Genomic DNA, 24,363 nt, shown 5'->3' with positions numbered 1-24,363 from the left:
AAAGCAAAACCTGCCGCAAATGGCAGGTTATTTACGCTTCTTACCCCCTGGCTGGGCACTTTTACGTCCATATACGCAGAACGTCACCGCTGCGCAGACCAGATAAAACAGCAAGAATACTTTCATTGCACCGGCCGGTGAGCCGGTCATCGCCAGTGACATACCAAATGCCTGCGGAATGAAAAATCCGCCGATCGCGCCGATGGATGAAATAAAGCCCAACGCGGCGGCGGTGTCAGTAACGGCTGCCTGCTGTGCCTGTTCAGGGCTTTTACCCTGCGCAATTGCACGATCGGCGGTAGTTTTACGGAATATTATCGCGATCATCTGGTAGGTGGATCCACTGCCCAACCCCGCCGTCAGGAACAGTGCCATAAACAGGGCAAAGAAAGCGATAAAATTGCCGCCCTGCCCGTTAACCGGCAGCGTAAGGAATAGCAGCGCTGCAAAAAGGGTCATCATCAAGTAATTAACCAGCGTCACTTTTACGCCACCCAGTTTGTCAGACAGCATGCCGCCGAACGAGCGGGCCAGCGCGCCAAAGAACGGGCCAAAGAACGCGTAGTGCATGATTTCTACGTCGGGGAACTGAGTCTTGGTCAGGACGGCAAAACCGGCAGAGAAGCCAATGAACGAGCCAAAGGCCGCCAAATACAACATGCTCATCACCCACAGATGACCCCGTTTCAACACCGGCAGCTGTTGGCGGATTGACGCCTTGGATGAGGCGATATCATTCATGCCAAACCAGGCGGCCAACGTTGCCAGCATCAAAAATGGCACCCAGATCCACGCGGCATTTTGTAGCCACAGTATACTGCCGTTGGCCAGCTCTTTGCCCTGTGTGCCAAAGAAGCCAAAAATTGCCACCGAAACCGCTAACGGTGCCACCAGCTGCATCACGCTTACGCCAAGATTCCCCAGGCCACCGTTAATGCCAAGTGCCGCACCCTGATGCGATTTTGGGTAGAAAAAGCTGATGTTCGACATGCTCGATGCAAAGTTGGCACCGCCAAAACCGCAGAGCAAGGCAATAATAAGGAAGGTAGAATAGGCGGTCGAGGTGTTCTGAACCGCGAAGCCTAGCCAAAGGCAGGGCAGCAGCAAAAATAGCGTGCTGATAGCGGTCCAGCGGCGTCCGCCAAACAGTGGCGTCATAAAGGAATAAGGGACACGCAGTATTGCACCTGAAACTGAAGGAATAGCCGTCAGCATAAACAGTTGTTCCGTGGTGAACGCAAAGCCGACTTTATTCAGATTAACCGCCACGGCGCTGAACAGCATCCACACGCAAAATCCCAGCAATAGACAGGGAACCGAAATCCATAAATTACGGCGGGCGATGCGATGCCCTTTGGCATTCCAAAAGTCACGGTCTTCTGGACGCCAGTCTTTTAACACGCGGGGCGTTTTTTCATTGCGCAATGATGTACCGTCAGTCATACCTACCTCACCAGGTTAATTCAGTCTAATTGAGGTGCACCTTAGGCAGTGGACACGGCCTGAGTGTTGATATGCGTCAACCTCGGCGCGACTAATGGCCTGAGTAATACTTTATGGGTATAGGGTTCCGCCGTAAGATGGTGAAAAATGCGCCCAGCCCGACTTCCCGGGGAGGAGAGTACGATTAAATCTGCACTGGCCCGACTTTCACTGGTTAAACAAATTATCCTGCTGATGCTGCTTTTAGGGCTGCTGGGCGTCACAGGCATGAGCGTCGCTTCATGGATGGCACAAAGCATTCAAGGTAATGCTCACGCCATTAACAAGGCTGGATCGCTGCGCATGCAGAGCTACCGACTGCTGGCGACGCTGCCGTTAACCTCAAAGGACGATGCCTATTTACGCCAGATTGAAGCAGACCAGAACAGCATCGAGTTATCTAACGCCGTGGCGCGCGAAGGATTGAAAACGCAGTACGCGGCAATACTTGATTACTGGCAGCGGTCGTTGAAACCCGAACTACAGAAGTCCAGCGGGCCGCAGCAGGCCAAGCCGGAAGTCGCCGAGTTTGTTAGCCAGCTCGACACGCTGGTTGCGGCGCTCGACCAAAAAACTGAACATCATCTGATGCTGATAACGCTGGTTCAGGCGGCAGGTATTGCACTAACGCTGATTTTTTTGCTGCTGACGCTCTATTTTTTACGGCTACGTTTGCAAAAACCCTGGCGGCAACTGCTGGCACAGGCCAAGGCGGTAACACAAGGCGACTTTACCCAGCGCTATCGTCACGGCGATATGAACGCCAATATGGCCAAAAATGAAATGGACCGGCTTGGCGAGGCGCTCGACAGCATGTCGGCGGCGCTGGCCGAAATGGTCACCAGCCTGGCCCAAAAGGTCGAAGAAAAAACCAGCAGCCTGCAGCATAAAAATCAGATGCTGGATTTTCTGTATCGCGTAAGTCGACAGCTGCACACTAGCCAATCGCTGGAGCAAAAACTGCCGCAGGTGTTGCAGGAGCTGCAAAGTCTGACCCCGCTGAGGGCTATTCAGCTTCGCCTGTATGACAACAACAGCGCCGAATTCTTTCACGAAATTGACAGCCAGAAATCACACTCGCCGCGCCTGGCGTGGGGAGAGACCGAAGCGTTTCCGGAGCTTGAAGAGTCTGCCTCATTGAACTGGCGATTGCGCGATGGTGATGAAAATTATGGGCTACTGTTGGCAAGGTTGCCTCACGGACAGTCGTTAACGCACGACCAGCAGCAGCTGATCGGCACTCTGCTGGAGCAGTTGGCTAGCGCATTGACGCTCGACCGCCAAACTGACAATCATCAGCAACTGATGCTAATGGAAGAGCGCTCCACCATCGCCCGCGAACTGCATGACTCATTGGCACAGTCTCTCTCATGCCTGAAAATTCAGATTGCCTGTTTGCAAATGCAAACCCCGCCACCCAATGAAGAAAATAGTTTATTAATCAAGCAAATGCGAGATGAGTTAAACACCGCATACAGTCAACTGCGCGAGCTGCTTACCACCTTCCGACTCAAGCTTACCGCGCCCGGGCTGCGCTCGGCGCTGCAGCATACGGTGGATGAATTTACGAAACGCATGGGTCTACAGGTTACCTTTGACTATCAGCTACCGCCGCGTCTGATCCCGGCTCATCAGGGCGTACATTTGCTGCACATTGCGCGGGAGGCGCTGAATAATATCTATAAACACGCCGCGGCGACGCAGGTTTCACTCAGCCTGCAGCATGAAAACGGCCAAGTTACGATGCAAATTGCCGATAACGGTAGCGGACTTCCCGCTGAAGCGCTGCGTCAAAATCACTATGGATTAATGATAATGCGGGACAGAGCAAGTAGTTTACAAGGCGAGTGCCAAGTCACTTCGCGCGACGGCGGCGGCACCTTGGTCAGAGTAAAATTTTGCCCTGACTCCTCTCCCCTTACCCACAAGGAGCACGTATGAGTGACCTCAACCCTTCCACCATCCTGTTGATTGATGACCATCCCATGTTACGAAACGGCGTCAAACAGCTTATCGCGCTGGACTCGATGCTACAGGTTATTGGCGAAGCCAGCGGTGGCGAACAGGGCGTAGAATTGGCAAAACGGCTCGATCCAGATCTGATTTTACTGGATTTGAACATGCCGGGCATGAACGGCCTCGATACGCTGGATAAAATGCGTGAAATTGACTTATCCGGGCGGATTGTGGTGTTCAGTGTTTCCAATAATGAAGATGACGTCGTCACGGCGCTTAAACGCGGGGCCGACGGCTATTTGCTTAAAGACATGGAGCCTGAGGATTTACTGATTGCCCTGCGTCATGCGGCTTCGGGCAAGATGGTCTTGAGTGAAACACTGACCCCGGTGTTGGCCGCCAGCCTGCGCGAAAGCCGCCCAAGCACCAACCGCGATATCCAGTGTTTGACGCCGCGCGAGCGCGACATCATAAAGCTTATCGCCGAAGGCTTACCAAACAAAATGATCGCCCGTCGGCTTAACATTACTGAAAGCACGGTCAAGGTTCACGTTAAGCATCTGCTGAAAAAAATGAAGCTTAAATCGCGCGTCGAAGCCGCGGTGTGGGTTCTGCAAAGCAGTCACATTTAAGGCAATATCACAAAAATATCAGTTATCAGCGTTGTCATCATGGTCGAAACTCAGGTTGTACTGAGGAGAACTGGCACTGAGCGGTGGCGGAACGGTAAGCGTTATCCAGTTTGAAGTGACGTTCTGCTGCTTACTGTCAACCGCCGTCACCGACAGACGATAACTGTTGTTGGCTCCCGGGCTGTCGTCCCATTTGGGCACAATCACCGTCCAACCGTCGGGATTACTGTTGGTCTTCGCCGAGGTCAGACTCAGCGCCTGCGTGTCACCCTGCCAGCTCAGTGCCTGAATTTTATTTACCGCTCGAATATCCAGTTTAAGCGGCAGGCTCTCACCCGGCTGTAGAATCCAGGGCGGCGTTGCCAAGTATACCGACAGCGTTTTACGCTGGCGAAACTCCAATACCGGAATATTATTTCTGTCTACCACGTCAAAACGACTGCCGCGCAGTGAATGGCTGTCGGCCACGTACTGCGTGGAAAGCTGCTGGCTCAGCGGCACGCCAATTTTATAGGTCAAAGACAGCTGAAACAGATCCTGATTATCACCACTCTGCCCCTGTTGTCGCTCAGCGCTTACCGTAAACAGGGGTACCGGCGTGTAATTCACACCCAGTGACAGCGCTGAAGGGTTACTTTGATAATTGCCATCGCCAAACAAATCCACCCGATCGCCGCGGTACTGCTCATAGCTAAGGGTAGCGCCAATTTGCCGATAAAAAGGCAGATAGGCGCGGGTGCGAATATCATACCCTGCCGCCATGCGGCGTAGCGTTGCCGACCCCTGAGATTCGGGGTGATAACCAGAAATAGGCTGATAGTAGTTGGCGGAAAAATGCAGATAATCGGTCCAGGCTTCGGCACCCACACTACCGCGTTTTAACTCACTCACAAAGTCATCATCGAGAAAGGCGTTATAGCCCAGCATCCAGGCGCCTTGCGACCAGCGCTGCCCGAGACCAAAGTTACCCACGTCGGCGTTATTAAGGTGTTGAATGCCAATTTGGCTATAGGTTAACAGGGTTTTGCTTAGGTAAAGCGGACTCAGTAACGAGGCCGAACTGCCGCTCAGATTTCCGCCGTTAACGTCAAAATTAATGGTGGTAGTGCCCAGTGGAGAAAGCAGGCTGGAAGTTTCCTGCTTCACCAGACGGGCGGCCTGCTGCATGGCCAGCGCTTCGGCCTGCTCACGCAAAGGATCATCGCTGCCGCTGGCGGTGCTGTCTTCGCCAAACTGTTTCAGCGTAGTGGCTACCTTGGTTTCGAAAGCCATACTTTGCGCGGCCTGACCGTTATTCACACTGCTCCCGAGATCAGGCAAGGCGTTGGGGTTTACGTCCCCAGCGCCACTGTTAAAGGGAGAGTTGGCTGCAGACGCGGGCGCAGAATAGTCGATGCCGGGGTTAAGGGTGAGGGTCGAGTCACTGATAAACGCCTGAGCGCTGAGGGGATAAAAGACACAGTTTATCGCCATGCCCATTATCACGATGTTCAAAAACAACGCCACGGAGCAATAGGGGTGCTTACTAGAATTTAATATTTTTTTTGTGACGTCGGTCATAATCCACACATTTATCTATTAAGCGTTGATCTTACCGGACGAGGCCAGAAATTCAAGTATTGGGGGAAATTCATTAAGTACAATTTCTGAAAAGGATGTGAGGAGTGTTGCAATTCGTGTGATCTTTTTAGGCATCAATGATCGTTTTAATTACGTTTCAACACAGAGACATAACTGGCCGTGAAATCCACGCTAACCCTATTAATTTAAATGTTTTTTCCACCCGCCCTGCCTAACTTTTTATGAGCAATCGTGGTATTAAAAACACTAAAAATACACAAATTACATACATAAATTACACCTAAATAACATAAATATACATTTCATTTACAATGCTAAGTATCCTATTCTTCCCTAGTAACAGTGAGGGATTACGTCATCCGACTGAGTTGATTATTCACTTAGAACGTCATCACTCTTTTTAGTTTTATTAAAAAAAACAGCGTAAATACATGTAATTCCCTACTTATATCAATGTGTTGAAAGCGCTGCATCTGCTGCGTTTATAAATAAAAATAAACAGGGGAACAAGATGAGCAAAAAAACCTTGCCGGGCATTACTCGTCGGCAAATTCTAACGTTTTCAGCCGCATCCGCCGTTCTCGGCGCGGCAAAGGCGGCCAACGCCGTCAGCCTTAAAGGTACACCTACCTGGAGTCCTTTCGACAGCAGTCCTCCTCCGCAAATTGAAACCGATGGCTGGGTGTTCTTTAACGATGCTGAAGCGGCGGCCCTCGAAGCCATTGTTGACCGGCTTATTCCGGCCGACAATCTCAGCATCGGCGGTAAAGAAGCGGGTTGTGCGGTCTTTATTGACCGCCAGATGGTCGGGTTCTATGGCACCTATGAACGTCTTTACATGCAGGGCCCTTTCCAGCCAGGCACGCCGGAACAGGGCGACCAGTCCCCCTTGGTACCACAGCAGCGCTATCGTATCGGGCTTGCTGCCCTTGAAGAGTACACCCAGAACAGCTTTAAAAAATCCTTTAAAGACCTGACTGCTGACCAGCAAGACGAGGTGCTCTCCGGTCTGGAAAGTGGAAAAATTGACCTTAATGCATCCAGTTTTAAGAACCCTATCGACTCCAAACTGTTTTTCGCCATCGTGCTGAAAAACACCATGGAGGGTTTCTTTGCTGATCCTATCTACGGCGGTAATCGCAACATGGTGTCGTGGAAGATGCTCGGATTTCCGGGCGCACGCTACGACTACCGCGAATATATTGGCAAGCATAACCAAAAACTGGATCTCGAACCTCTCAGCATCTCCGGCGGCGATGCGTGGAAGGTATCAAAAAGCTAAGGGCCACGGCTTAAGGACATCATATTATGGCGAAGAAACTCCCCAAGACCGACGTGGTCGTCATTGGTCTCGGCTGGGCGGGATCGATTATTGCGCACGAGCTGACTGAAGCAGGCCTCGACGTAGTGGCGATTGAACGCGGCCCGTGGCGCGACACTGCGCGTGATTTTAATATTGCAACCGTTGCTGACGAGCTGCGCTACAACAGCCGTGAAGAATTGATGCTGCGCAACCGTCAAAACACCATTACTATTCGTAATAATCCCTCGCAAACCGCGCTACCGATGCGCGAATGGGGTTCGTTCCACCCGGGCAACGGCACAGGCGGTGCGGGCAACCACTGGGCGGGCATTACCTTCCGCTTCCAGCCAAACGAATTTAGGTTACGCAGCTATCTGCTGGAAAAATACGGCGCCAAAGAAATGCCTTCCGAGCTGGTTCTGCAAGACTGGGGCACAGACTGGAGCGAAATGGAGCCGCACTACGCCTCGTTTGAACGCCTGGCCGGCGTTTCGGGCAAGGCCGCCAACGTTAACGGTGAACATCATGAAGGCGGCAATCCTTTCGAAGGGATGCGCTCCATTGAGTACCCGACTCGCCCAATGGACCAACCCTACGGCCCCACGCTGTTTGCCGAAGCCGCACGCAACATGGGCTATAAAGCCTTCCCAGTGCCTTCTTCGCTTATTTCCGAGCCTTACACTAACCCACTCGGCGTGAAAATGGGCCCTTGCACCTTCTGCGGCTTTTGCACCAACTACGGCTGCGCAAACTATTCGAAAGCCAGTGCCATCACTACGGTTCTGCCTGCTTTGATCCGTAAGAACAATTTTGAAGCGCGCACCAGCTGTGAAGTGATGAAAGTGGTGATGGATTCAAGCGGTAAAAAGGCGACCGGCGTTATCTATATCGACTCCTCCGGCGATGAGTGGGAACAGCCCGCGGAACTGGTGGTGGTTAGCGCCTATACCTTTGAAAACGTGCGCCTGATGCTACTCTCTGGGATTGGCAAACCTTATGATCCGGTGAGCAATACCGGCACCACCGGCCGCAACTACGCCTACCAGACGGCCAACGGCGTGCAGCTGTTCTTTGACGACAAAAACTTTAACCCGTTTATTGGCGCCGGTGCCGTCGGCATGGGAATTGACGAATACAACAACGATAACTTTGACCACAGTGGACTCGGCTTCTTCGGCGGCGGCAGTATTCGCGTCACGCCAATTGGCGCGGCCCCTATCGGCTACCGGCCGGTGCCACCGGGTACGCCTAAATGGGGCAAAGAGTGGAAGCAGGCGACGGTCAAAAACTATTTGAGCAGTATGTCGATAGGCTGCGAGGCCAGCAGTTACACTATACGCACCAACTATCTTTCGCTCGATCCGACCTATAAAGATCCACTGGGTCGCCCGCTGCTGCGTGTGACCTTCGACTTTCCGCAGAACGACTTGAAAATGGCGCAATACTGCACCGATAAAGTGGGTGAAATCGCCAAAGCAATGAATCCGCGTCAGTACGTTGAAAGCCCCACTAAGGGGCACTGGAACGGGACGCCTTACCAGTCTTCACACGTTTGCGGCGGGTTTGTTATGGGGGCTGACCCCTCGACCAGTTCGGTAAACAAATATCTGCAAGTGTGGGACGTGCCTAACCTGTTTGTGGTCGGCGCTTCTGCTTTCCCGCAAAACCCAGGCTATAACCCAACCGGAACTGTTGGTGCACTGGCGTTCAAAGCGGCCGAAGCGATTCGCGAGCGCTATCTGAAAAATCCTGGGGAGATGATTGCATGAAAAAACTGAGGTCATTCTCTCTGGCACTGCTGGCACTGGGCGTCAGCACGTTAGCCCACGCGGCCGGCAATGGGGACTATTCTCAGGTTGAGCGCGGCCGCTATCTGGCGGTGCTGGGCGACTGCGCCGCCTGTCACACTTCCGGCGTTGAAGGCAGCAAACCTTTTGCCGGTGGCGTGTCCCTGCAAACACCGTTTGGCGTGCTGATGGGTGCCAATATTACCCCCGATCCCGATACCGGAATTGGCAAGTGGACGTTTGATGATTTTCAACGTGCCATGTCAGAAGGCGTAGGTCATGATGGGATCAGGCTGTATGGCGCGATGCCTTTTACCGCCTATACCAAGGTGACGAAAGCAGACAATCGGGCGATTTGGGAATATCTGCAAACCCTACAGCCGGTGCATAACGCGGTGCAAACCAATCAACTGCCCTTCCCGTTCAACATTCGTACGAGCCTGATCGCCTGGAACTGGATTAACTTTGATCAAGGCGCGTTCATTCCCGATTTGAAGAAGTCCGCTGACTGGAACCGCGGCGCGTATATTGTGGAGGGACTAGGGCACTGCGGCACCTGTCATACGCCGAAAAATCTGCTCGGCGGGGACAAAAATAGCGAGTTTCTGCGAGGTGCCGTGGTTGAAGGCTGGATGGCTCCGGACATCACCGTTAATAATCATACAGGTCTGGGGAAATGGACGATTGAAGATATTACCGCCTACCTGAAAAACGGTTCAAATCGCTTCGACATGGCGTCTGGCCCGATGGCCGAGGAGGTTAAAAACTCGTCGAACCTGTGGACCGACGCAGACTTGAAGGCGGTGGCAGTTTATCTTAAGGACAGTGGCCACGACAGTGGGTCAAAGGCCCCTGAGCCGATAAAAACCAATGACAGCAGCATGATCGCCGGGAAAGCAATTTATGCTGACCGCTGTTCTGCGTGTCATACGCCTAACGGCGCGGGTCAGGAAGGGTTATTCCCACGGCTGGCGAACTCGCCGCTCATTGTCAGTGACAATGCGACCTCGCTAATCCACGTGGTGCTGGCCGGCAGTCGTCCTGTGGATACCCACGCCGCGCCTACTGCGCCGGGCATGCCGTCGTTTGCTGACAATATGAGCGACGCCGACGTGGCTAATGTGCTGACTTACATTCGCAACAGCTGGGGGAATTCGGCGGCTGCGGTCAGCAGTGGCGACGTGAAAAGCCTGCGTAAAAATCTGCGCGAGGAATAAGACTGGAAAAGCACAACAAGGGCGCAGCGATGCACCCTTGTTTTTTATTGGCAACTAGCCCGCAATATGTTCACTGATTTCCCACAGCTTATGGCGGATTAGCTGTTGCAACGCCAAGCCAACCTGTGACTGAGGCTGGTCGCGGCGGCTGAGTAAAATCACCTCAAACGGCAAAGTTTCAACCACCGGCACAATGTTGAGCTGATTAACGTAGCGCTGTGCGGTAAAAGTGTCGACCACACCAACGCCGCCACCGGCCAAGACCATATCGGCAATAACCGAATAGGTTTTAATGTGCACGGAAGCTCGCGGGGTGAGGCCCTGTTCGCGCAATACCCGATTGAGCACCTGTCCGAGTGGGTCCTGCTGCTGGAGCATCAGTAAATTATTTTCACACAACCACTTCAGCGTCACCGGCCCTTCAGTCGTACAATCAAGCGGCAGCAGGGCGACCATGTTGGCAGAGTACAGCGTTTCTGAAACCAGTTCGGCAGAAACCTGCTCGCCAAACGCCAGGGCAAAATCCATTTTGTACTGGATAAGATCCTGGCTGAGGGTATTAAAATGTCCGGTCACCAGTTCGACAGTGCCGGCGGGCATTTTACGATGAAAATCCACCAGTACCGGTGCCATCACGCTGTGGCCCAGGGCGTGAGCAGAGCCAATTCTCACGTGCTGACCTTCTCCCTGACGCAGCTGCTCGGCTAAAAATCCAATCGCCTGAATATGGCTAAAAAGTGCCTCGACCTCAGGCATTAGGCGGCGGCCTTCTGGCGTCACTATCAGCCCCTGCGGGGTGCGGTCAAACAAGGTAAACCCTAGCAGCTGCTCGGCATGACTCAGCACCCGACTAACATTGGGTTGCGATACGTTGAGCAACCGCGCCGCGCCACTCACGCTGCCGGCCTGCAATACCGCCTGAAACACTTCAATATGACGCAAACGCATGCTGCCCTTCCCTGTGGATGACGGATATATTCTGCACTATCAGTCAGTGCGGGCAGAAGAAAGAGATAGCGCACGGAGTTAATGTGAGGGGAATCCCACGCTACTTGCAACGCTCAAATTATGTCACCCTATTTTAGCCGTTGCACTGTCCTTATCAACATGAATATCTGCAGGTTCATTCGGCTCATGGCTGTAAAAATAAAAACGATAACGCACGATTTTTAATTTTGCGTTGACGCCAGATAAGAGAAAGCGCCAAGCAGGCTGATGATGGTCGCAACGTTCGGGCTGCTATAACCGACGGTAATGCCGTCAATGCGCTCTACGCCGGGTATCATGCAGAACAGGTCGGCCAAGACCGGTTTAGCCACCATCAGCTCTAGCTTGTGCGGGGAGCCAAAGCGACGTTCAACACTTTTACGCGCCGTCGTGACTGCTTTTGTCGCCTGTTGGCGAATTTTATCGCGTGAAACATCAGGGCTTAGCGACTCGGCGGCATTGGCAGAAATCGCGCGTTTTACACACACATAATTGACGTCAGGATAGTGGCGCCCTACCCACTGCTCCAACTGGTCGTCACCGGTCACCAACCACAGCGGAACGTTCAGTTCACCACCGAGTGCGGCATAGAGATCCGTTTCGCCCATCACGCTGCCATTGAGTTTGATGCGGTAAAAAGCACGGCCATTAATAGTGTGCGCCAACACGCCCTTCTCCCCGGCGGCGCTGTGAAATCCTACAAACATCATGCCGTCGTAACCGCCCTGCTGCAGTCCTTCGAGCATCGATAAACCGCGCGGTTTGCCCTGTACCAGTCGTGCTCGTGGGTCGATATTAGCGGCGCGCAGGTTCTGCATCATGGCGTGACTGTCGGCGACGACAACTTCGGTTGCGCCTGCGTCAAACGCACCACAGATGGCCGCATTGACCTCTTGCTCCATCAGTCCGCGGGCGGTTTCATACTCAACGTGGCCGGGACTGCATTGTTCAGGGCGCATAACTCCGGCGATGCCTTCTATATCGGCAGAAATAAACACTTTCATCTTTGGTCTCTTTAAATTGATGATGTAGATTATCGACTCAAACTGTCGATTCAAACTGTCGACTCTAAAAACCGGGGGCGGCCAGGCTATCCAGAACCTCGCTCAGACCTAAACGCGAGTGCTGCTGATAACCCACCACCGTTTCGGCCGCCAGCATCGCATCCAGAACGGCCTGTTCCGTTGCATCGGCCGCCATCGCCAGCAGCGATTCAAGTTGCTCATCGGGCAGCAGTTCGCCCGCGCGGCGGGTAGAAAACGCGACCGCGATGTCCCCCGATCCGTGCCCCCAATAGCTGCCCAGCCGGCCAAGTCCTGCGCCCGCACGGCGGGCAATGCGCGTCAATTGGCGGCTGTCGAGATAGCGATCGCAGGCCATGATGATAATGATTGAACCGGCATCAACCTGCGGCGCGAGTTCGGGCAGTAGGCGTTCAATATCTGCGCCGATGCGCACGCCATCGAGAGTCAGTTCCGACAACACGCCAAAGTTGGCCAACACCAGCACCCCAAGCTGAATATCTTGTTTTTCATCACGACGCGACGCCGTGCCGATCCCGCCTTTCAGTCCGAAACAGCTCATGCCACGCCCCGCGCCAACGCTGCCGCGCGTAAAGCGTTTAGAAGCCGACTGCAACGCATCCTGTGCATTGTGCTCACCAACGGCCATCGCCTGAATATCGTTCAGGAAGGCGTCGTTACACTCCAGCACCAGTGGATTCACGGTAGCGCTGCCTCTGCCAATCTGCGGAAAATTGACGCAGCTCTGCCTCACCATCGCGTTAAACAGCGTGCCGACGGCGAAGGTGTTGCTGAGTAAAATCGGCGTTTGCAACTCGCCAAGCTCCATTATTTGCGTCAGCCCCATCGGCTTGGCAAAACCGTTCAACACTGCCGCACCGCAGGGCAAAGGATGGGTATAAAGATTGTCGCCTGGAGGCACAATGGCCGTGACACCGGTCTGAATATCCCCGTCGCTCAGCGTGCTGTGACCTACCATCACCCCCGCCACGTCGCTGATACTGTTGGTAGCACCGGTCGCAAAACGCGGGGTAAATATCAGCCGACTTTCACGCCAGCGGTTCAATAGTGCGCGTACGCCCTGCGAGGTAAAATTATCTGCATGCATGTAATATCCAACTATTATAAATATCGCCAATCACCTACGCTGCAGCAAGGCGGCAAGCGAGTGCATACCCGGGAGCTGACTCAAGTCCGTGACCGGGGGTAAGCGAACGCAGCCAACACCGCTGCAGTGTTGATGACGACGGTGATTTATTTTTTAAGTTTAGGGTCGAGCGTATCGCGTAACGCATCACCCAGCAGGTTAAACGCCAGCACGGTCAAAAATATCGCCAGCCCCGGAAATACGCTGACGTTCCATTTACCTGCCATCATCATATTGCGGCTCATCGCCAGAATATTGCCCCACTCAGGCACGTCCGGCTCGGGTCCTAAACCGATGAAACTCAGGCTGGCGGCGGTCAAAATACTGGTGCCGATACGCATGGTGAAATAGACAATCACGTTCGACAAGGTGCCGGGAAGAATGTGGCGCAGCAGCACGACGCGATCTGGCGCACCGACGCAGCGCACCGCCTCAACGTAGGCACTTTGCTTAATCGACAGCGTGGAGGCGCGCACAATGCGGGCAAATACCGGCACGCTAAACACCGCCACTGCAATAATCACATTATTCAAACCCGGGCCAAGAATGGCGACAACGGCGATGGCCAGCATCACGCCGGGAAACGCGAACAGCACGTCGGACCCGCGCATAATCAGCATATCGAGCCACTTGCCGTAGTAACCGGCAAGCAGTCCAAGAATCACGCCCAGCACCATGCCTAGCGTAACCGACAGTAATCCGACGTAAAGCGAAATACGCGCACCATAAATAATACGGCTAAGCACATCACGCCCGAGGTCATCGGTGCCAAACCAGTGCGCGGCAGAGGGACCGGCACCCAAGGCCATCCAGTCGGGAACCTGCGGATCATAAGGCGCAATCCACGGAGCAAATATTGCCACCAGCAGCAGAAACAGAATAAAAATAGAGGAGATAATCGCCATGGGGTGGCGAATAAAAGACTGAAGAAAATCCAGCCAAGGAGCCTGAATATCATCGTCCGAACGGCTGGCGACGTTGGCAGGATCCAACGGCGGCAGGGTATTGGCGGGCTGAACCATCTTCGCTCCTAACTCAGTCTGATAGACGGGTTAACCACCGCATAAAGCAGGTCGACCAGCGTATTAATCACAATAAATTCGAATACAAACAGCATCACCAGCGCCTGAATCACCGGCTGATCCTGCGTTTGAATCGACTGAATAAGCAGCCATCCCAGACCGGGCCAGCTGAAAACTGCTTCTACGATAATAGAGCCGCCAAGCAGGAATCCAAACTGCAGACCAAGCATGGTGATAACTGGGATCAGCGCATTGCGCATCACATGTTTCCAGGTCACTAACCTTGAACGCAACCCTTTGGCATTGGCGGTACGCACATAGTCCTCCTGCGCCACGTCGAGAAATGCCGAGCGGGTAAATCTCGCCATCACAGCGGCCACCGAGGATCCTAGCGTAATGGCAGGCAAAATAATGTCGGTCGGTTTATTAAAGCCGCTGACTGAAAAAATCCCGAACGGCATCGCCACAAACTGTATTAACAGCAGGCCAAGCCAAAACGGCGGCATTGAAATCCCCCCGATGGCGAAGGTCATCAGCGTCCAGTCCTGCCATTTTCCGCGCTTGAGCGCCGCCCAAACGCCGATAACCAGCCCCAAGACCACCGACCAGGCAAAACCGGCCATCGCCAGATACAAGGTGGGCATAAACCCGGCCTCTATCACACTCATCACCGGCTGGCGCGTGCGATAAGTCGTGCCCAAATCGCCGTGAAATACTCCGCTTATCCAGCGCCAATACTGTGCGGGTAGCGGTGCGTTTAAACCAAGCAGTTGCCGCGCTGACTCTACCTGCTCAAGTGAGGCATCCTGACCGGCATAAATACGTGCAGGGTCACCCGGCAGCAGCTTGATAAAACCAAATATCAGTAATGACACCACCAGCAAAACCGGGATCATTTCCAGTATTCGGCGAATAAAATACGTCAGCATAAAGTCTCATTCCCCGCTCAATAAACGATACCCAAAAGCATTCACAATGCAGGGTCACGGGCAGGTGATCCTGCCCGTACTTCTCTCGAACAAACCACGCTTTTTTAGCGTTAGCCCACCGTTGGAGCCATGATGGCGTTACTTAAACTGAGCCTGATTAAACAACAGCGTGCCGTCTGCCAGCATAAACACGCCGGACAAATCCTTGGTTTTACCCACCAGGTTGTCAGGCGAACCGAGATAGGCCACCGGCGCATCGGCCCACAGCAGCTTTTGCGCATCGTCGTAGGCGGCTTTGCGTTTGCTCATATCCGCAGTTTGCAGTCCGGCAGCAATATCTGCATCCACGGCCTTATTGCTGTAGTAAGAGACGTTGTAGCCTTTCGGAATAAATGACTCTGTGGCAAACAGCGGACGCAGCGCCCAGTCGGCGTCGCCGGTCGACGTTGACCATGCGCCGTAGTACATCTGCACCTTGGCGTCAGCCGGATTCGGCGTGCTCCACAGTTTTTGCGTGATGCTGCCCGCGTCCATTGGGACCTGCTTAACGCGCACGCCAATCAGCCCCAGCTGCTGTTTGATAAACTGGCCGGTGCGAATGCGGTCAGTTTTGTTTGAACTCCACATTTCAACGTCGAAGCCGTTGGGATAGCCCGCCTCTTTCAGCAACGCTTTCGCTTTTGCTATGTTGTAGCTGTAATCGGGTGAGGTTTGTTTCTGATAGAACTGAACGTTTTTCGGCAGCGGCGAGGTCGAAGGTTCACCCAGTCCGGCGAAACCGACTTTCAGCCACAAATTGCGGTCAATGGCATAGTTAATTGCCTGACGCACGCGCACATCTTTAAACTCTTTCATTTGGGTGTTGAAAGCGATGTAATAAAGGTAGATACCCGCGTCGCTCTGAATGTCGAGTTTAGGGTCACTTTTCACCGTATCCACCAGATCAGACGGCAGCGGATACACCGCCTGCACCGCACCAGACTTCAGCTTCGCCACCTGAGTGGAGTCTTCCGGCGTCGGGTAGAAGGTCACCGAGTCAACTTTTGGCCACCCCTTTTGCCAGTAATTGTCATACTTCACCAGCTTGACGTCTTTACCCTGCTGCCATTCAACAAATTTGAATGGACCGGTACCGACCGGATGCACACTCAGGTCAGCTTCGTTTGGATAAGCTTTCAAAGAAGCCGGGCTGTGCATCACCGCAGACGGGTGCGCCAAGGTGTTGATCATCGCGCCAAATGGCTTGTTGAGAGTAATTTTCACCTGATAAGGCGAGGTCACCTCCACGGTTTGAATCATGCTGAACAGGCCATTACGCTTCAGATGATTGGCCGGATTAGCCAGTCTGTCGAGGTTAACTTTTACCGCTTCGGCATTAAACGGCGTGCCGTCCTGGAAGGTCACCCCCTGGCGCAGGTTAATGGTGAATACGGTGGCAGAGTCGTTGCTGGTGTAGTCGGTCGCCAGCAACGGGATCACTTTCATTTTGTTATCAAATTCAAACAGGCGCTGGAAAATACCGGTCTGGACCGAATAACTCAGGGTGTCGGTGGTGTCATGCGGGTCAAAGCCCGTGACATCCGCGTACATCGAAATACTGAGATCTTTGGCAAACGTCGAGCTGGTGAAGCAAAGCGCCAGGCTGGCGGCCAGCAAAGTTTTGCGATTTAACATCGAATGCATGTACTTCTCCTGTGAGTGTCCCGAAAATTTAAAAAACAGCGACCCAATGGTGATTATTTACCTGACGGTATTTTACTTTTTCTACTTGTAACCCTGCCGGATGGACCGGCGACTTCACTTCAGTGTCATCAAAGCTGCGTACGGCCCTTTTGGTGGGGTCGGCAATCGGCACAGATTTGAGTAAACGTTGGGTATAGGGATGCTGAGGATTGCTAAAGATGGCGTCGCGCGGGCCGATTTCGACAATTTGTCCGAGGTACATCACCGCAACGCGGTTGGCAATGCGCTCAACCACCGCCATATCGTGAGAGATAAACAGCCAGGCAACGCCGGTATCGCGCTGCAGATCCATCATCAAATTAACCACCTGCGCCTGAATGGAAACATCCAGCGCCGAAACGGCTTCGTCGGCAATAATGACCTGCGGTTTAAGCGCCATCGCGCGGGCAATGGCGATTCGCTGCCGCTGACCGCCCGAAAACTCGTGGGGATAACGGCGGGCCACTGATGGCTCCAGCCCGACACTGTTAAGCAGGTTATTTACGGTTGGCGTAGCATCAGCCAGCGAACGGGCAAGGCCGTGGAGTAGCAGCGGTTCAGCAATAGAAAAACCGACCGTAAGACGCGGATTAAGTGAGGCATAGGGGTCTTGAAATACCATCTGAATCTGCCGCCGCACTGCCTGAAAAGGCTTATCGCGTAGCAGGGTAATTTCCTTGCCTTCAAGATGAATACTCTCTGACTCACTGCCGACCAGTCGCAGAATGGCGCGACCGGTGGTGGATTTACCACAGCCGCTTTCACCCACCAGCGCCAGCGTTTCACCCGGCCAGATGGAGAAGTCAATTTGTTCTACTGCGTGCACTTCCTGAGAAATACGCGACAAAATGCCTGAGCGAATCGGATAACACACCCGCAGCCCGCGCACGTCGAGCAGGGGCGCCACGCTGTAGTCGGCGGTGGTTTGGTCACCGGAGGACAACGGCGGCTGAAGGTCGGGAAGAGGCTCGCCTTCTTTATGGATCAGCGGGAAACGGCGCGGCCAAGGCAGACCGCTCATGTCGCCCAACTTGGGCACGGCCGCCAGTAGAGCGCGCGTATAAGGATGCTGCGCGTGGGCAAAAATTTGCTCCACGCTGCCCTCTTCAACCACTTCACCGTGGTACATCACCACCACGCGGTCGGCAATTTCTGCCACAACCCCCATGTCGTGGGTGATAAACAGCACCGCCATATCGGAGCCGCGCTGCAGGTCACGCAGGATTTGTAAAATACGCGCCTGAACGGTGACGTCCAGCGCGGTGGTCGGCTCGTCGGCAATCAACAGCGCGGGAGAACACGCCAGCGCCTGAGCAATCATCACGCGCTGACGCATGCCGCCGGAAAGCTCATGCGGATAACACTTTAAAATTCGCTCAATGTCAGGAATGCGCACCTGCTTTAAAAGCTCGCGTGCCTTGACCATTGCTTGCGCTTTGTTACTGATGCCGTGGTCAATCAGGCCTTCCGTTAACTGATCCCCCACCCGCAATACCGGATTGAGCGAGGTCATTGGCTCCTGAAAAATCATCGACATTTCCTGGCCGCGCATTTTCCGCCGCGCCTCAGGGCCCATCTTCACCAGAGAATGTTTAACCCCGCTGCGGGTGGTGAAATCAATGCTGCCACCGTCGATTTTTGCCGAATCGGCCAGCAGTCCCATAATGCTCAATGACGTGACCGATTTCCCCGAGCCGCTTTCACCCACTACGGCGACCACTTCACCTTTATTAATTGAAAAAGAGACGCCTTTGAGTGCCTGAGTCTTACCACGTCGGCCGTTAAAACTGACCGACAAATCTTTTACCTGAAGAATGGGCCTGTTGCGGCTTTCCGACAGCGACGGGTCTGCAGACTCGGTTGAGGGCGCCTCACTAACGGGCATTTCAGTCATCAAAAGCGTGCTCCTTTATTATCATTATGTTTAAAGCCAGACTTCGCCCTGCTGGTAGCGCAGCGCGGGTTGATAGTCCTCGGCAAGCCAGATCGGCCCGTCGAGATCCACCCGTTCCGCCTGAACTGCCACCGGCAGCGCTGCTTCCATCGCCAGCGAAGAGCCGAGCATGCAGCCGACCATCAAACGCAACCCTAATGCTTTGGCCTCAGTCGCCATGGCCAACGCTTCAGTCAGCCCACCGCATTTATCGAGCTTGATGTTGATCATCTCGTAGCGGTCGCGCAGTGCGGCAATATCGGAACGCTGATGACAGCTTTCGTCGGCGCAGATGGGAATAGGATGCAAACAACGCACCAAGTCTTTATCGTTGCCCGCAGGTAAAGGCTGTTCGATCATCGCAATGTTGAATTCGTGCAGCGCCTGAAACAGGCTTTCGAGATCCAGCCCCAGCCAGGCTTCGTTGGCGTCAATCACCAGCGTGACCTGCGGTGCGGCGTGGCGTATGGCCGCCACTTTCTCAATAATTTGCTCGCGGTTGAGCTTGATTTTGAGCAGTTTTGCGCCACGGGAAACGGCGTCTGCCGCCGCGCTTGCCATATTTTCCAGCGTATCAAGACTCAGCGTTTCGGCGGTGATCACGCTTTCAGGGGCTTGCATATCAAGCAGTTGCCAAACTGATTTGCCCTGTTTTGCAGCATCAAGACGCCACATTGCACAATCGAGCGCATTACGCGCCGAGCCAATAGGCAGCGCCTGCTGCAGCGCCTCGCGGGTTAAACCGGATTCAACCTGTGCGCGAACGCTTGCCAGCTGTTCGCACACGCTTTCCGCTGATTCCTGATAATGCGCTGTTGGGGTACACTCGCCCATGGCGATAATCTCGCCGTCGGTCAGTGTAACGCGCACTACGGTTACGGCCGTGCGCACGCCGCGCGAGATAGCAAAAGGACGGGCCAGTGGAAGCGCTATTGTCTGAAAATCAAAATGGATCATAAGCCACGGTCCTTGATGGCCTGCGCCAGATCGCTGATGCCGAAACGCACTGGGTCAGTAGCAGGAACGCCAAACTCACGGCTGATTTCAGCCAGTGCAGCTTTAGCTTCGGCTTCATCAACGCCAGAGGTGTTCAGGGAGAAACCGGCAAGCTGTACGCCAGGGTTGGTCAGGCTGGCGGCCGCCAGATTGGTGTCTACACACTGTTTCAGCGTCGGCATAAACTGGTGCGGCAGGTGGCGCATGTGTTTGCGACCCAGCTCATGGCACATCACCAACAGGTGCGCCTGTGCGCCGTGGATCAAGCCCATACTCACACCGGCAAACGACGGATGATAAAGGGAGCCTTGACCTTCAATGATGTCCCAATGGTCTTCTTCATTGGCGGGAGAAAGCGATTCCACCGCACCGGAAATAAAGTCGGCGATGACCGCATCAATGGCAATACCGGCACCGGCAACCAGCACGCCGGTTTGGCCGGTGGCGCGAAAATCTGCCTTCATGCCGATATCGCGCATCGCAGATTCTAACGCCAGTGAGGTATACATTTTGCCGACGGAGCAGTCTGTGCCGACGGTCAGAATTCTTTTTCCGCTGCGTTTTTTGCCGCTGCCCACATCAAGTTCAGGACGCATGTGGCGAACGTCGAACAGCTGTACCCTGTGCTCGGCAGCGAGCTCGACCAGCTCAGGAATATCGTTCAAGCCTTGATGCAGTCCGTTAGCCACGTTCAAACCGGTGCGAATAGCCGTTTTAATTGATTCAATCCAATGAGCGGGCAGCTTGCCACCGGCATTCGCAGTCCCCAATACCATCGTTTGTGCACCACGCGCCTTCGCGGTGGCGATATCCATCTCTTCCAGCCCCAGAGAGACTGAATCGGTAGCCAGACGAATCTGGCCGACGCAGGACTCTGGACGAAAAACGTGGATGCCACGCGCCGTTTTCGCCGCCAGTGGATCCATGACGTCACCTAAAAATAACAGGTATGGCATTGGGATTTGTTGCATGAGTTTCTCTCGTCAATAGTTGTAGGAAGTAGCAACCTGCGTTGCCTGACACCCTGACTATTTCACGCCTTGCCAAAACCCGCGAATACTTGTTTGGTTGCAGGGTATACCCTTAGGCTATGGGTGCTGTAATAGCAGGCCTAATGCTCTTGGCCCGCATGGGTATTTTTAAAATTTATAATTCAGCGAATTGTATTCTTCGGATAAACTCAAACCTGTGAAAATAACGACTTACTTTCTTTATTAAAGGGTTTTAATATGTTTTCTGCCGTAAGGCCCTCCATATCGTTGCCCGTTAAGGCTAATGCAACTCCGGATGAGCAGACAGCGCCTTCTAAATTAATCACGGAAAGCTTCAAAGCATCAATTAACAGTCATGAAATTATTTTGAGTAATGAAACACAAACTTTCATAAAAATGGTAAAAATTAAAACCTGCACACCCTCAAAAGGTACATCTTTAACAAGTAATTTTAAAAATGGAGACTTACTTTACGGATTTACATCCAACAGAGATGAGTGCGCGCGTGACCCAAATTTAGATCTTCAGTTTAATGTAACACCTCATGAAATAGATGCTTATTTAAATCACAGTGATAGCTATGTTACAGCGCCCTTTGAAGACAAAAATTTTTTAGCTGAATGCGCTAAGCATCGATTAAAAGAGCACGGAGTTTGTAGCGAAGAATTTAAAAACAAACTCGTCGAGATGTTTAATTCATTCATTTCATTCAATGAAATTAAAGATAAAATAAAAAAAGAATTCCCTTTCCCTCATTGGGAAAAATACTTATCCCTTAATAAGATTGAGAGGTTCAATGTAGGCACTATTTTCGCAAAAAGCTTTACTGACATTACAATAAAACACAATGACAATAAACATCATTTCATCATGCAAGTCGCTAAAAGCATGAGTAAAGGCGGCATTGAAATGGCGATTATAGATGATTCAATAAAAGTGCATTTTTTACTGGATGACATAGACTTCAGTTTAGTCGTCAATAAAAACAAATATGCTATTACCGCCTCCGAATTACGTTATGCATTTCGAAATAAAAACAAGCTGGCAGGAAAGGTCTATTTTTATGAAAAAGGGAAAGTTGTTGCCCCTCCCTGGGAGCAAGACCCGATGCTGTGGGCGAGCTACAGGCCGGCGAGTGTGAAGCCATAACAATAATGATGACTCTTGAAACGGGCATTTTCAATTTTGCCTCGACATGAATATAATTATTACTGATCAAGCCTGCCATTAAAACATTGACTGTATAACGCACAGTTGTTTGAGAATATGTGTCATGAACCCACTTAATAATACCCAACCGTCTACTCGCATAAAGTGCATCAGCAATAATAACTTCATATCCCCGACCAGTATAATGCAAGATTTCATCACAGATTGCTCAAGCAATGTTAACAATATAAGGACTAATAGACCATCAGTACCAATAGCGTGGCAAGATTTTGAAGAAAATTATCATAAAGGGGATTTAATATATGGTTTAATGAGGACAAGAACTCGCTGTGCTAGCATCTTGCGCCCATGTGGAATATTAAAAAACTCTGCTTATACTATTGACGCATATATTGAAGCAATGGAAAATCAAATTTATAAACCCTTGCGAGATCATAAATACATAAAAACATTTAAGCGACTTGAACGCAATGCAACGGAAGAAAAAATTGACGTAATAAGACAATCATTAAGCAGAAAATATAACGCTATTGTCTCATTTGATAAAACCGTTGCACAGCAGTACAAAATTAATCCCTATCACCATTGGAAAACTTTTCTATCACTAGAAAAAAACACCAAGTTTAATACGGGTAATATATTGGCCAAAAGCATTAACTATACAGATTGTGACTCACCACTGGATGATAATTTTATTATAAAGTACATTAAAACCAAATGTAAGAGTGGACTGCAGATGGCCATGGTTGATGACAAAATAAAAATACACTTCTTACTTGATGATATCAGTGACACTTGGGTTGTTTATAAGTATAACGATAGCTATACCAACTCTGAATTGAGATTTGCCTTTAGAAATAGAATAGCACTCACCGGCAAAATGTTTTTCTACAACAAAGGGCGCCAAGTTGCCCCTCCCTGGGAGCAAAACTCAACGCTGTGGGAAGAATATCATCCAAAATCAAGTAAGAGCAATTCATCAGCTTGAATCACGTACCTGTTGTTTGCGCCGCCAACAGATGACCAAAAAAAGGCAGAGCCAATTGGCCCTGCCTTTGAGATTACCTTTTTCAGACACAGATAAGGGTAATACGATGACTCTGACGTCTTTAAGACTTAGAAACGGTAGGTCAAGCTGACGGTAGTGACGTCTTTCTTGTTGCCGCCCAGTTTGCTTGCATCGCTGTCACTCAGAGTGTTGATTTTGTAGTCAACGTAGGTGTACATGTTTTTGTTGAAGTAGTAGTACGCACCCACTGAAACGTATTTGTAGAGGTAAGCATCGCCCACGCCTTCAACGTCTTTCGCTTTGTTGGTTACGTAGCCCACTGATGGACGGAAGCCATTCAGGAACTGGTACTGTGCAACAGCTTCAAAAATCTGAGTTTTGTTAGCAAAGCCTGAAATGCCGTTTGCAGTGATGCTGGTCTGCTTACGGGTTTGTTCAACCATAGTTGCCAGGTAGAACTGGTTAGCATCGTATTTCAGCGCTGCAGACCATGCTGAGGCTTCGTCGCCGCCGCCGATAGCTGCCGCTGACTGTGCGTTGGTACGGTCAGAGCGTGAACCTGCGATAACCGCGCCGATGCCAGTGCCGCCGATGTCTTCGTAGCTCAGAGACGCGCCATAACCGTCACCGTTAGCACGGCTGGTTGGGCGTGAAGAAGTCGTTACGCTAGTCGCTTCGTTTTTGCCCTGATACTGCAATGCGAAGTTAAGACCGTCAACCAGGCCGAAGAAGCCTTTGTTACGGTAAGTTGCCAGACCGCTTGAGCGACCCACCATGAAGTTGTCGGTGTAACCTGAGTCGCCGCCGTATTCTGGCAGCATGTCGGTGTAGCCGATAGCGTCGTACACTACGCCGTAGTTACGGCCATAGTCGAATGAACCGTATTGAGCGAATTTCAGACCGGCGAAACCAAGACGGGTTTTGTTGCCGTTAAGTGCGTCTGCACCTTCAGAGTTGCTCAGGCTGTTTTGATATTCCCACTGGCCATAACCGGTCAGCAAATCATTAATTTTGGTTTGGCCTTTAAAGCCTAAACGCATATAAGAACCGTCACCGTTATTGCTGGTGCCGTTACTGAAATAGTGTTTGCCGTTAACGCGGCCATACAGATCCAGCTGGTTGCCATCTTTGTTATAAATCTCTGCGGCACTTGCACCTGTGGTTACAACAATTAAAGAGACCGCTACGGCCAAAACACTGCGCTTCATCATTATTTAAGTTCCTAGAATTTTTTATATAGGTTTCCCGTGCCAAATTTTAATATCAGGCTGCGAGTTTCTTAATATTTATAATTGCTGCTATCTGTAAATCGAATCGAACCTTAGCACTAAGCACGAAAAGTTAAAATGAAAAAGTTCGCCTAAATTAGTTAAACTACCGAAAAGAGATGTAACAAATAATTTCAATCTTCAGTTTGTAACTTACTGATTTAATGCGTTTTTTGCATAACACCTTGCACCAAAATAGTGCAGAGTG

At 51.9% G+C, this 24,363-nt stretch carries 19 protein-coding genes; 7 read left to right on the top strand and 12 right to left on the bottom strand.

The window, feature by feature from the left end; genetic code table 11:
* Positions 1-27 precede the first annotated feature (27 nt).
* A complete protein-coding gene (locus GA565_RS10065; RefSeq protein ID WP_152198342.1) occupies positions 28-1,443 on the bottom strand; it encodes a NarK family nitrate/nitrite MFS transporter in 1,416 nt (471 codons plus the stop codon).
* A 147-nt stretch (positions 1,444-1,590) separates the two neighbouring features.
* Here GA565_RS10065 and narX point away from each other — a divergent pair, with 147 nt between their 5' ends.
* Complete coding sequence (gene narX / locus GA565_RS10060) at positions 1,591-3,423, top strand: nitrate/nitrite two-component system sensor histidine kinase NarX (protein ID WP_152198341.1); 1,833 nt, start codon at positions 1,591-1,593, stop codon at positions 3,421-3,423.
* Entirely contained in the window at positions 3,420-4,070 is a 651-nt protein-coding gene (gene narL / locus GA565_RS10055; RefSeq protein WP_055770777.1) for a two-component system response regulator NarL, read from the top strand. The genes narX and narL overlap by 4 nt, the downstream gene beginning before the upstream one ends.
* Before the next feature lie 18 nt (positions 4,071-4,088).
* Here narL and GA565_RS10050 read toward each other — a convergent pair whose 3' ends face one another.
* Entirely contained in the window at positions 4,089-5,555 is a 1,467-nt protein-coding gene (locus GA565_RS10050; protein ID WP_226951025.1) for a YchO/YchP family invasin, read from the bottom strand.
* A gap of 607 nt (positions 5,556-6,162) precedes the next feature.
* On the opposite strand from GA565_RS10050, the gene GA565_RS10045 reads away from it, so the two are divergent.
* The 3 genes from GA565_RS10045 to GA565_RS10035 are packed head-to-tail and all read left to right on the top strand — an operon-like array spanning position 6,163 to position 9,958.
* Entirely contained in the window at positions 6,163-6,933 is a 771-nt protein-coding gene (locus GA565_RS10045; protein WP_152198339.1) for a gluconate 2-dehydrogenase subunit 3 family protein, read from the top strand.
* A gap of 26 nt (positions 6,934-6,959) precedes the next feature.
* Positions 6,960-8,723: a GMC family oxidoreductase gene (locus GA565_RS10040; protein WP_152198338.1), complete on the top strand. Its 1,764-nt coding sequence runs from the start codon at positions 6,960-6,962 to the stop codon at positions 8,721-8,723.
* Positions 8,720-9,958 (top strand): cytochrome c, encoded by a 1,239-nt coding sequence (locus tag GA565_RS10035; RefSeq protein ID WP_152198337.1) that lies wholly within the window; start codon positions 8,720-8,722, stop codon positions 9,956-9,958. The genes GA565_RS10040 and GA565_RS10035 overlap by 4 nt, the downstream gene beginning before the upstream one ends.
* A gap of 54 nt (positions 9,959-10,012) precedes the next feature.
* Here the strand turns inward: GA565_RS10035 and GA565_RS10030 are convergent, their stop codons facing one another.
* The 9 genes from GA565_RS10030 to dgcN all read right to left on the bottom strand — a co-directional run bounded on the left by GA565_RS10030 (position 10,013) and on the right by dgcN (position 20,687).
* Positions 10,013-10,906, bottom strand: coding sequence for a LysR family transcriptional regulator (locus GA565_RS10030; protein ID WP_152198336.1), 894 nt, complete (start codon positions 10,904-10,906; stop codon positions 10,013-10,015).
* Positions 10,907-11,127: 221 nt separating this feature from the next.
* The gene (locus GA565_RS10020; RefSeq protein WP_152198335.1) at positions 11,128-11,949 is read right to left on the bottom strand and encodes a M55 family metallopeptidase; all 822 of its coding nucleotides are present in this window, start codon (positions 11,947-11,949) and stop codon (positions 11,128-11,130) included.
* Positions 11,950-12,013: 64 nt separating this feature from the next.
* Positions 12,014-13,075 (bottom strand): P1 family peptidase, encoded by a 1,062-nt coding sequence (locus tag GA565_RS10015; protein ID WP_152198334.1) that lies wholly within the window; start codon positions 13,073-13,075, stop codon positions 12,014-12,016.
* 146 nt (positions 13,076-13,221) lie between these two features.
* Entirely contained in the window at positions 13,222-14,136 is a 915-nt protein-coding gene (locus GA565_RS10010) for an ABC transporter permease subunit (protein WP_152198333.1), read from the bottom strand.
* A gap of 8 nt (positions 14,137-14,144) precedes the next feature.
* Positions 14,145-15,065: an ABC transporter permease gene (locus tag GA565_RS10005; protein WP_152198332.1), complete on the bottom strand. Its 921-nt coding sequence runs from the start codon at positions 15,063-15,065 to the stop codon at positions 14,145-14,147.
* Between the two features lie 138 nt (positions 15,066-15,203).
* Positions 15,204-16,748 (bottom strand): glutathione ABC transporter substrate-binding protein, encoded by a 1,545-nt coding sequence (locus GA565_RS10000; RefSeq protein ID WP_152198331.1) that lies wholly within the window; start codon positions 16,746-16,748, stop codon positions 15,204-15,206.
* Positions 16,749-16,776: 28 nt separating this feature from the next.
* Positions 16,777-18,681: an ABC transporter ATP-binding protein gene (locus tag GA565_RS09995; protein ID WP_226950937.1), complete on the bottom strand. Its 1,905-nt coding sequence runs from the start codon at positions 18,679-18,681 to the stop codon at positions 16,777-16,779.
* A gap of 30 nt (positions 18,682-18,711) precedes the next feature.
* Positions 18,712-19,677, bottom strand: a complete 966-nt coding sequence (gene dgcA / locus GA565_RS09990; protein WP_152198330.1) for an N-acetyl-D-Glu racemase DgcA — start codon at positions 19,675-19,677, stop codon at positions 18,712-18,714.
* Positions 19,674-20,687 (bottom strand): N-acetyltransferase DgcN, encoded by a 1,014-nt coding sequence (gene dgcN, locus GA565_RS09985; RefSeq protein ID WP_152198329.1) that lies wholly within the window; start codon positions 20,685-20,687, stop codon positions 19,674-19,676. Before dgcN ends, dgcA begins: the two co-directional genes overlap by 4 nt.
* Positions 20,688-20,945: 258 nt before the next feature.
* On the opposite strand from dgcN, the gene GA565_RS09980 reads away from it, so the two are divergent.
* On the top strand, positions 20,946-21,857 hold the full coding sequence (locus tag GA565_RS09980; protein ID WP_152198328.1) for a hypothetical protein: 912 nt from the start codon (positions 20,946-20,948) through the stop codon (positions 21,855-21,857).
* Positions 21,858-22,062: 205 nt separating this feature from the next.
* Positions 22,063-22,866, top strand: a complete 804-nt coding sequence (locus tag GA565_RS09975) for a hypothetical protein (RefSeq protein WP_152198327.1) — start codon at positions 22,063-22,065, stop codon at positions 22,864-22,866.
* Between the two features lie 128 nt (positions 22,867-22,994).
* On the opposite strand, the gene GA565_RS09970 is transcribed toward GA565_RS09975, so the two are convergent.
* The gene (locus GA565_RS09970) at positions 22,995-24,098 is read right to left on the bottom strand and encodes a porin (protein ID WP_055770732.1); all 1,104 of its coding nucleotides are present in this window, start codon (positions 24,096-24,098) and stop codon (positions 22,995-22,997) included.
* Positions 24,099-24,363: the final 265 nt, after the last annotated feature.

This window comes from Rouxiella sp. S1S-2, assembly GCF_009208105.1.
Taxonomy (GTDB): Bacteria; Pseudomonadota; Gammaproteobacteria; order Enterobacterales; family Enterobacteriaceae; genus Rouxiella.
This window is presented reverse-complemented; position numbering and strand designations above follow the sequence as displayed.

Bases quoted from the DNA above. Each gene is read 5' to 3' on its own strand.
- GA565_RS10065 (WP_152198342.1), bottom strand. From the start codon at position 1,443: ATGACTGACGGTACATCATTGCGCAATGAAAAAACGCCCCGCGTGTTA.
- narX (WP_152198341.1), top strand. From the start codon at position 1,591: ATGCGCCCAGCCCGACTTCCCGGGGAGGAGAGTACGATTAAATCTGCA.
- narL (WP_055770777.1), top strand. From the start codon at position 3,420: ATGAGTGACCTCAACCCTTCCACCATCCTGTTGATTGATGACCATCCC.
- GA565_RS10045 (WP_152198339.1), top strand. From the start codon at position 6,163: ATGAGCAAAAAAACCTTGCCGGGCATTACTCGTCGGCAAATTCTAACG.
- GA565_RS10040 (WP_152198338.1), top strand. From the start codon at position 6,960: ATGGCGAAGAAACTCCCCAAGACCGACGTGGTCGTCATTGGTCTCGGC.
- GA565_RS10035 (WP_152198337.1), top strand. From the start codon at position 8,720: ATGAAAAAACTGAGGTCATTCTCTCTGGCACTGCTGGCACTGGGCGTC.
- GA565_RS10030 (WP_152198336.1), bottom strand. From the start codon at position 10,906: ATGCGTTTGCGTCATATTGAAGTGTTTCAGGCGGTATTGCAGGCCGGC.
- GA565_RS10020 (WP_152198335.1), bottom strand. From the start codon at position 11,949: ATGAAAGTGTTTATTTCTGCCGATATAGAAGGCATCGCCGGAGTTATG.
- GA565_RS10015 (WP_152198334.1), bottom strand. From the start codon at position 13,075: ATGCATGCAGATAATTTTACCTCGCAGGGCGTACGCGCACTATTGAAC.
- GA565_RS10010 (WP_152198333.1), bottom strand. From the start codon at position 14,136: ATGGTTCAGCCCGCCAATACCCTGCCGCCGTTGGATCCTGCCAACGTC.
- GA565_RS10005 (WP_152198332.1), bottom strand. From the start codon at position 15,065: ATGCTGACGTATTTTATTCGCCGAATACTGGAAATGATCCCGGTTTTG.
- GA565_RS10000 (WP_152198331.1), bottom strand. From the start codon at position 16,748: ATGCATTCGATGTTAAATCGCAAAACTTTGCTGGCCGCCAGCCTGGCG.
- GA565_RS09995 (WP_226950937.1), bottom strand. From the start codon at position 18,681: ATGACTGAAATGCCCGTTAGTGAGGCGCCCTCAACCGAGTCTGCAGAC.
- dgcA (WP_152198330.1), bottom strand. From the start codon at position 19,677: ATGATCCATTTTGATTTTCAGACAATAGCGCTTCCACTGGCCCGTCCT.
- dgcN (WP_152198329.1), bottom strand. From the start codon at position 20,687: ATGCAACAAATCCCAATGCCATACCTGTTATTTTTAGGTGACGTCATG.
- GA565_RS09980 (WP_152198328.1), top strand. From the start codon at position 20,946: ATGTTTTCTGCCGTAAGGCCCTCCATATCGTTGCCCGTTAAGGCTAAT.
- GA565_RS09975 (WP_152198327.1), top strand. From the start codon at position 22,063: ATGCAAGATTTCATCACAGATTGCTCAAGCAATGTTAACAATATAAGG.
- GA565_RS09970 (WP_055770732.1), bottom strand. From the start codon at position 24,098: ATGATGAAGCGCAGTGTTTTGGCCGTAGCGGTCTCTTTAATTGTTGTA.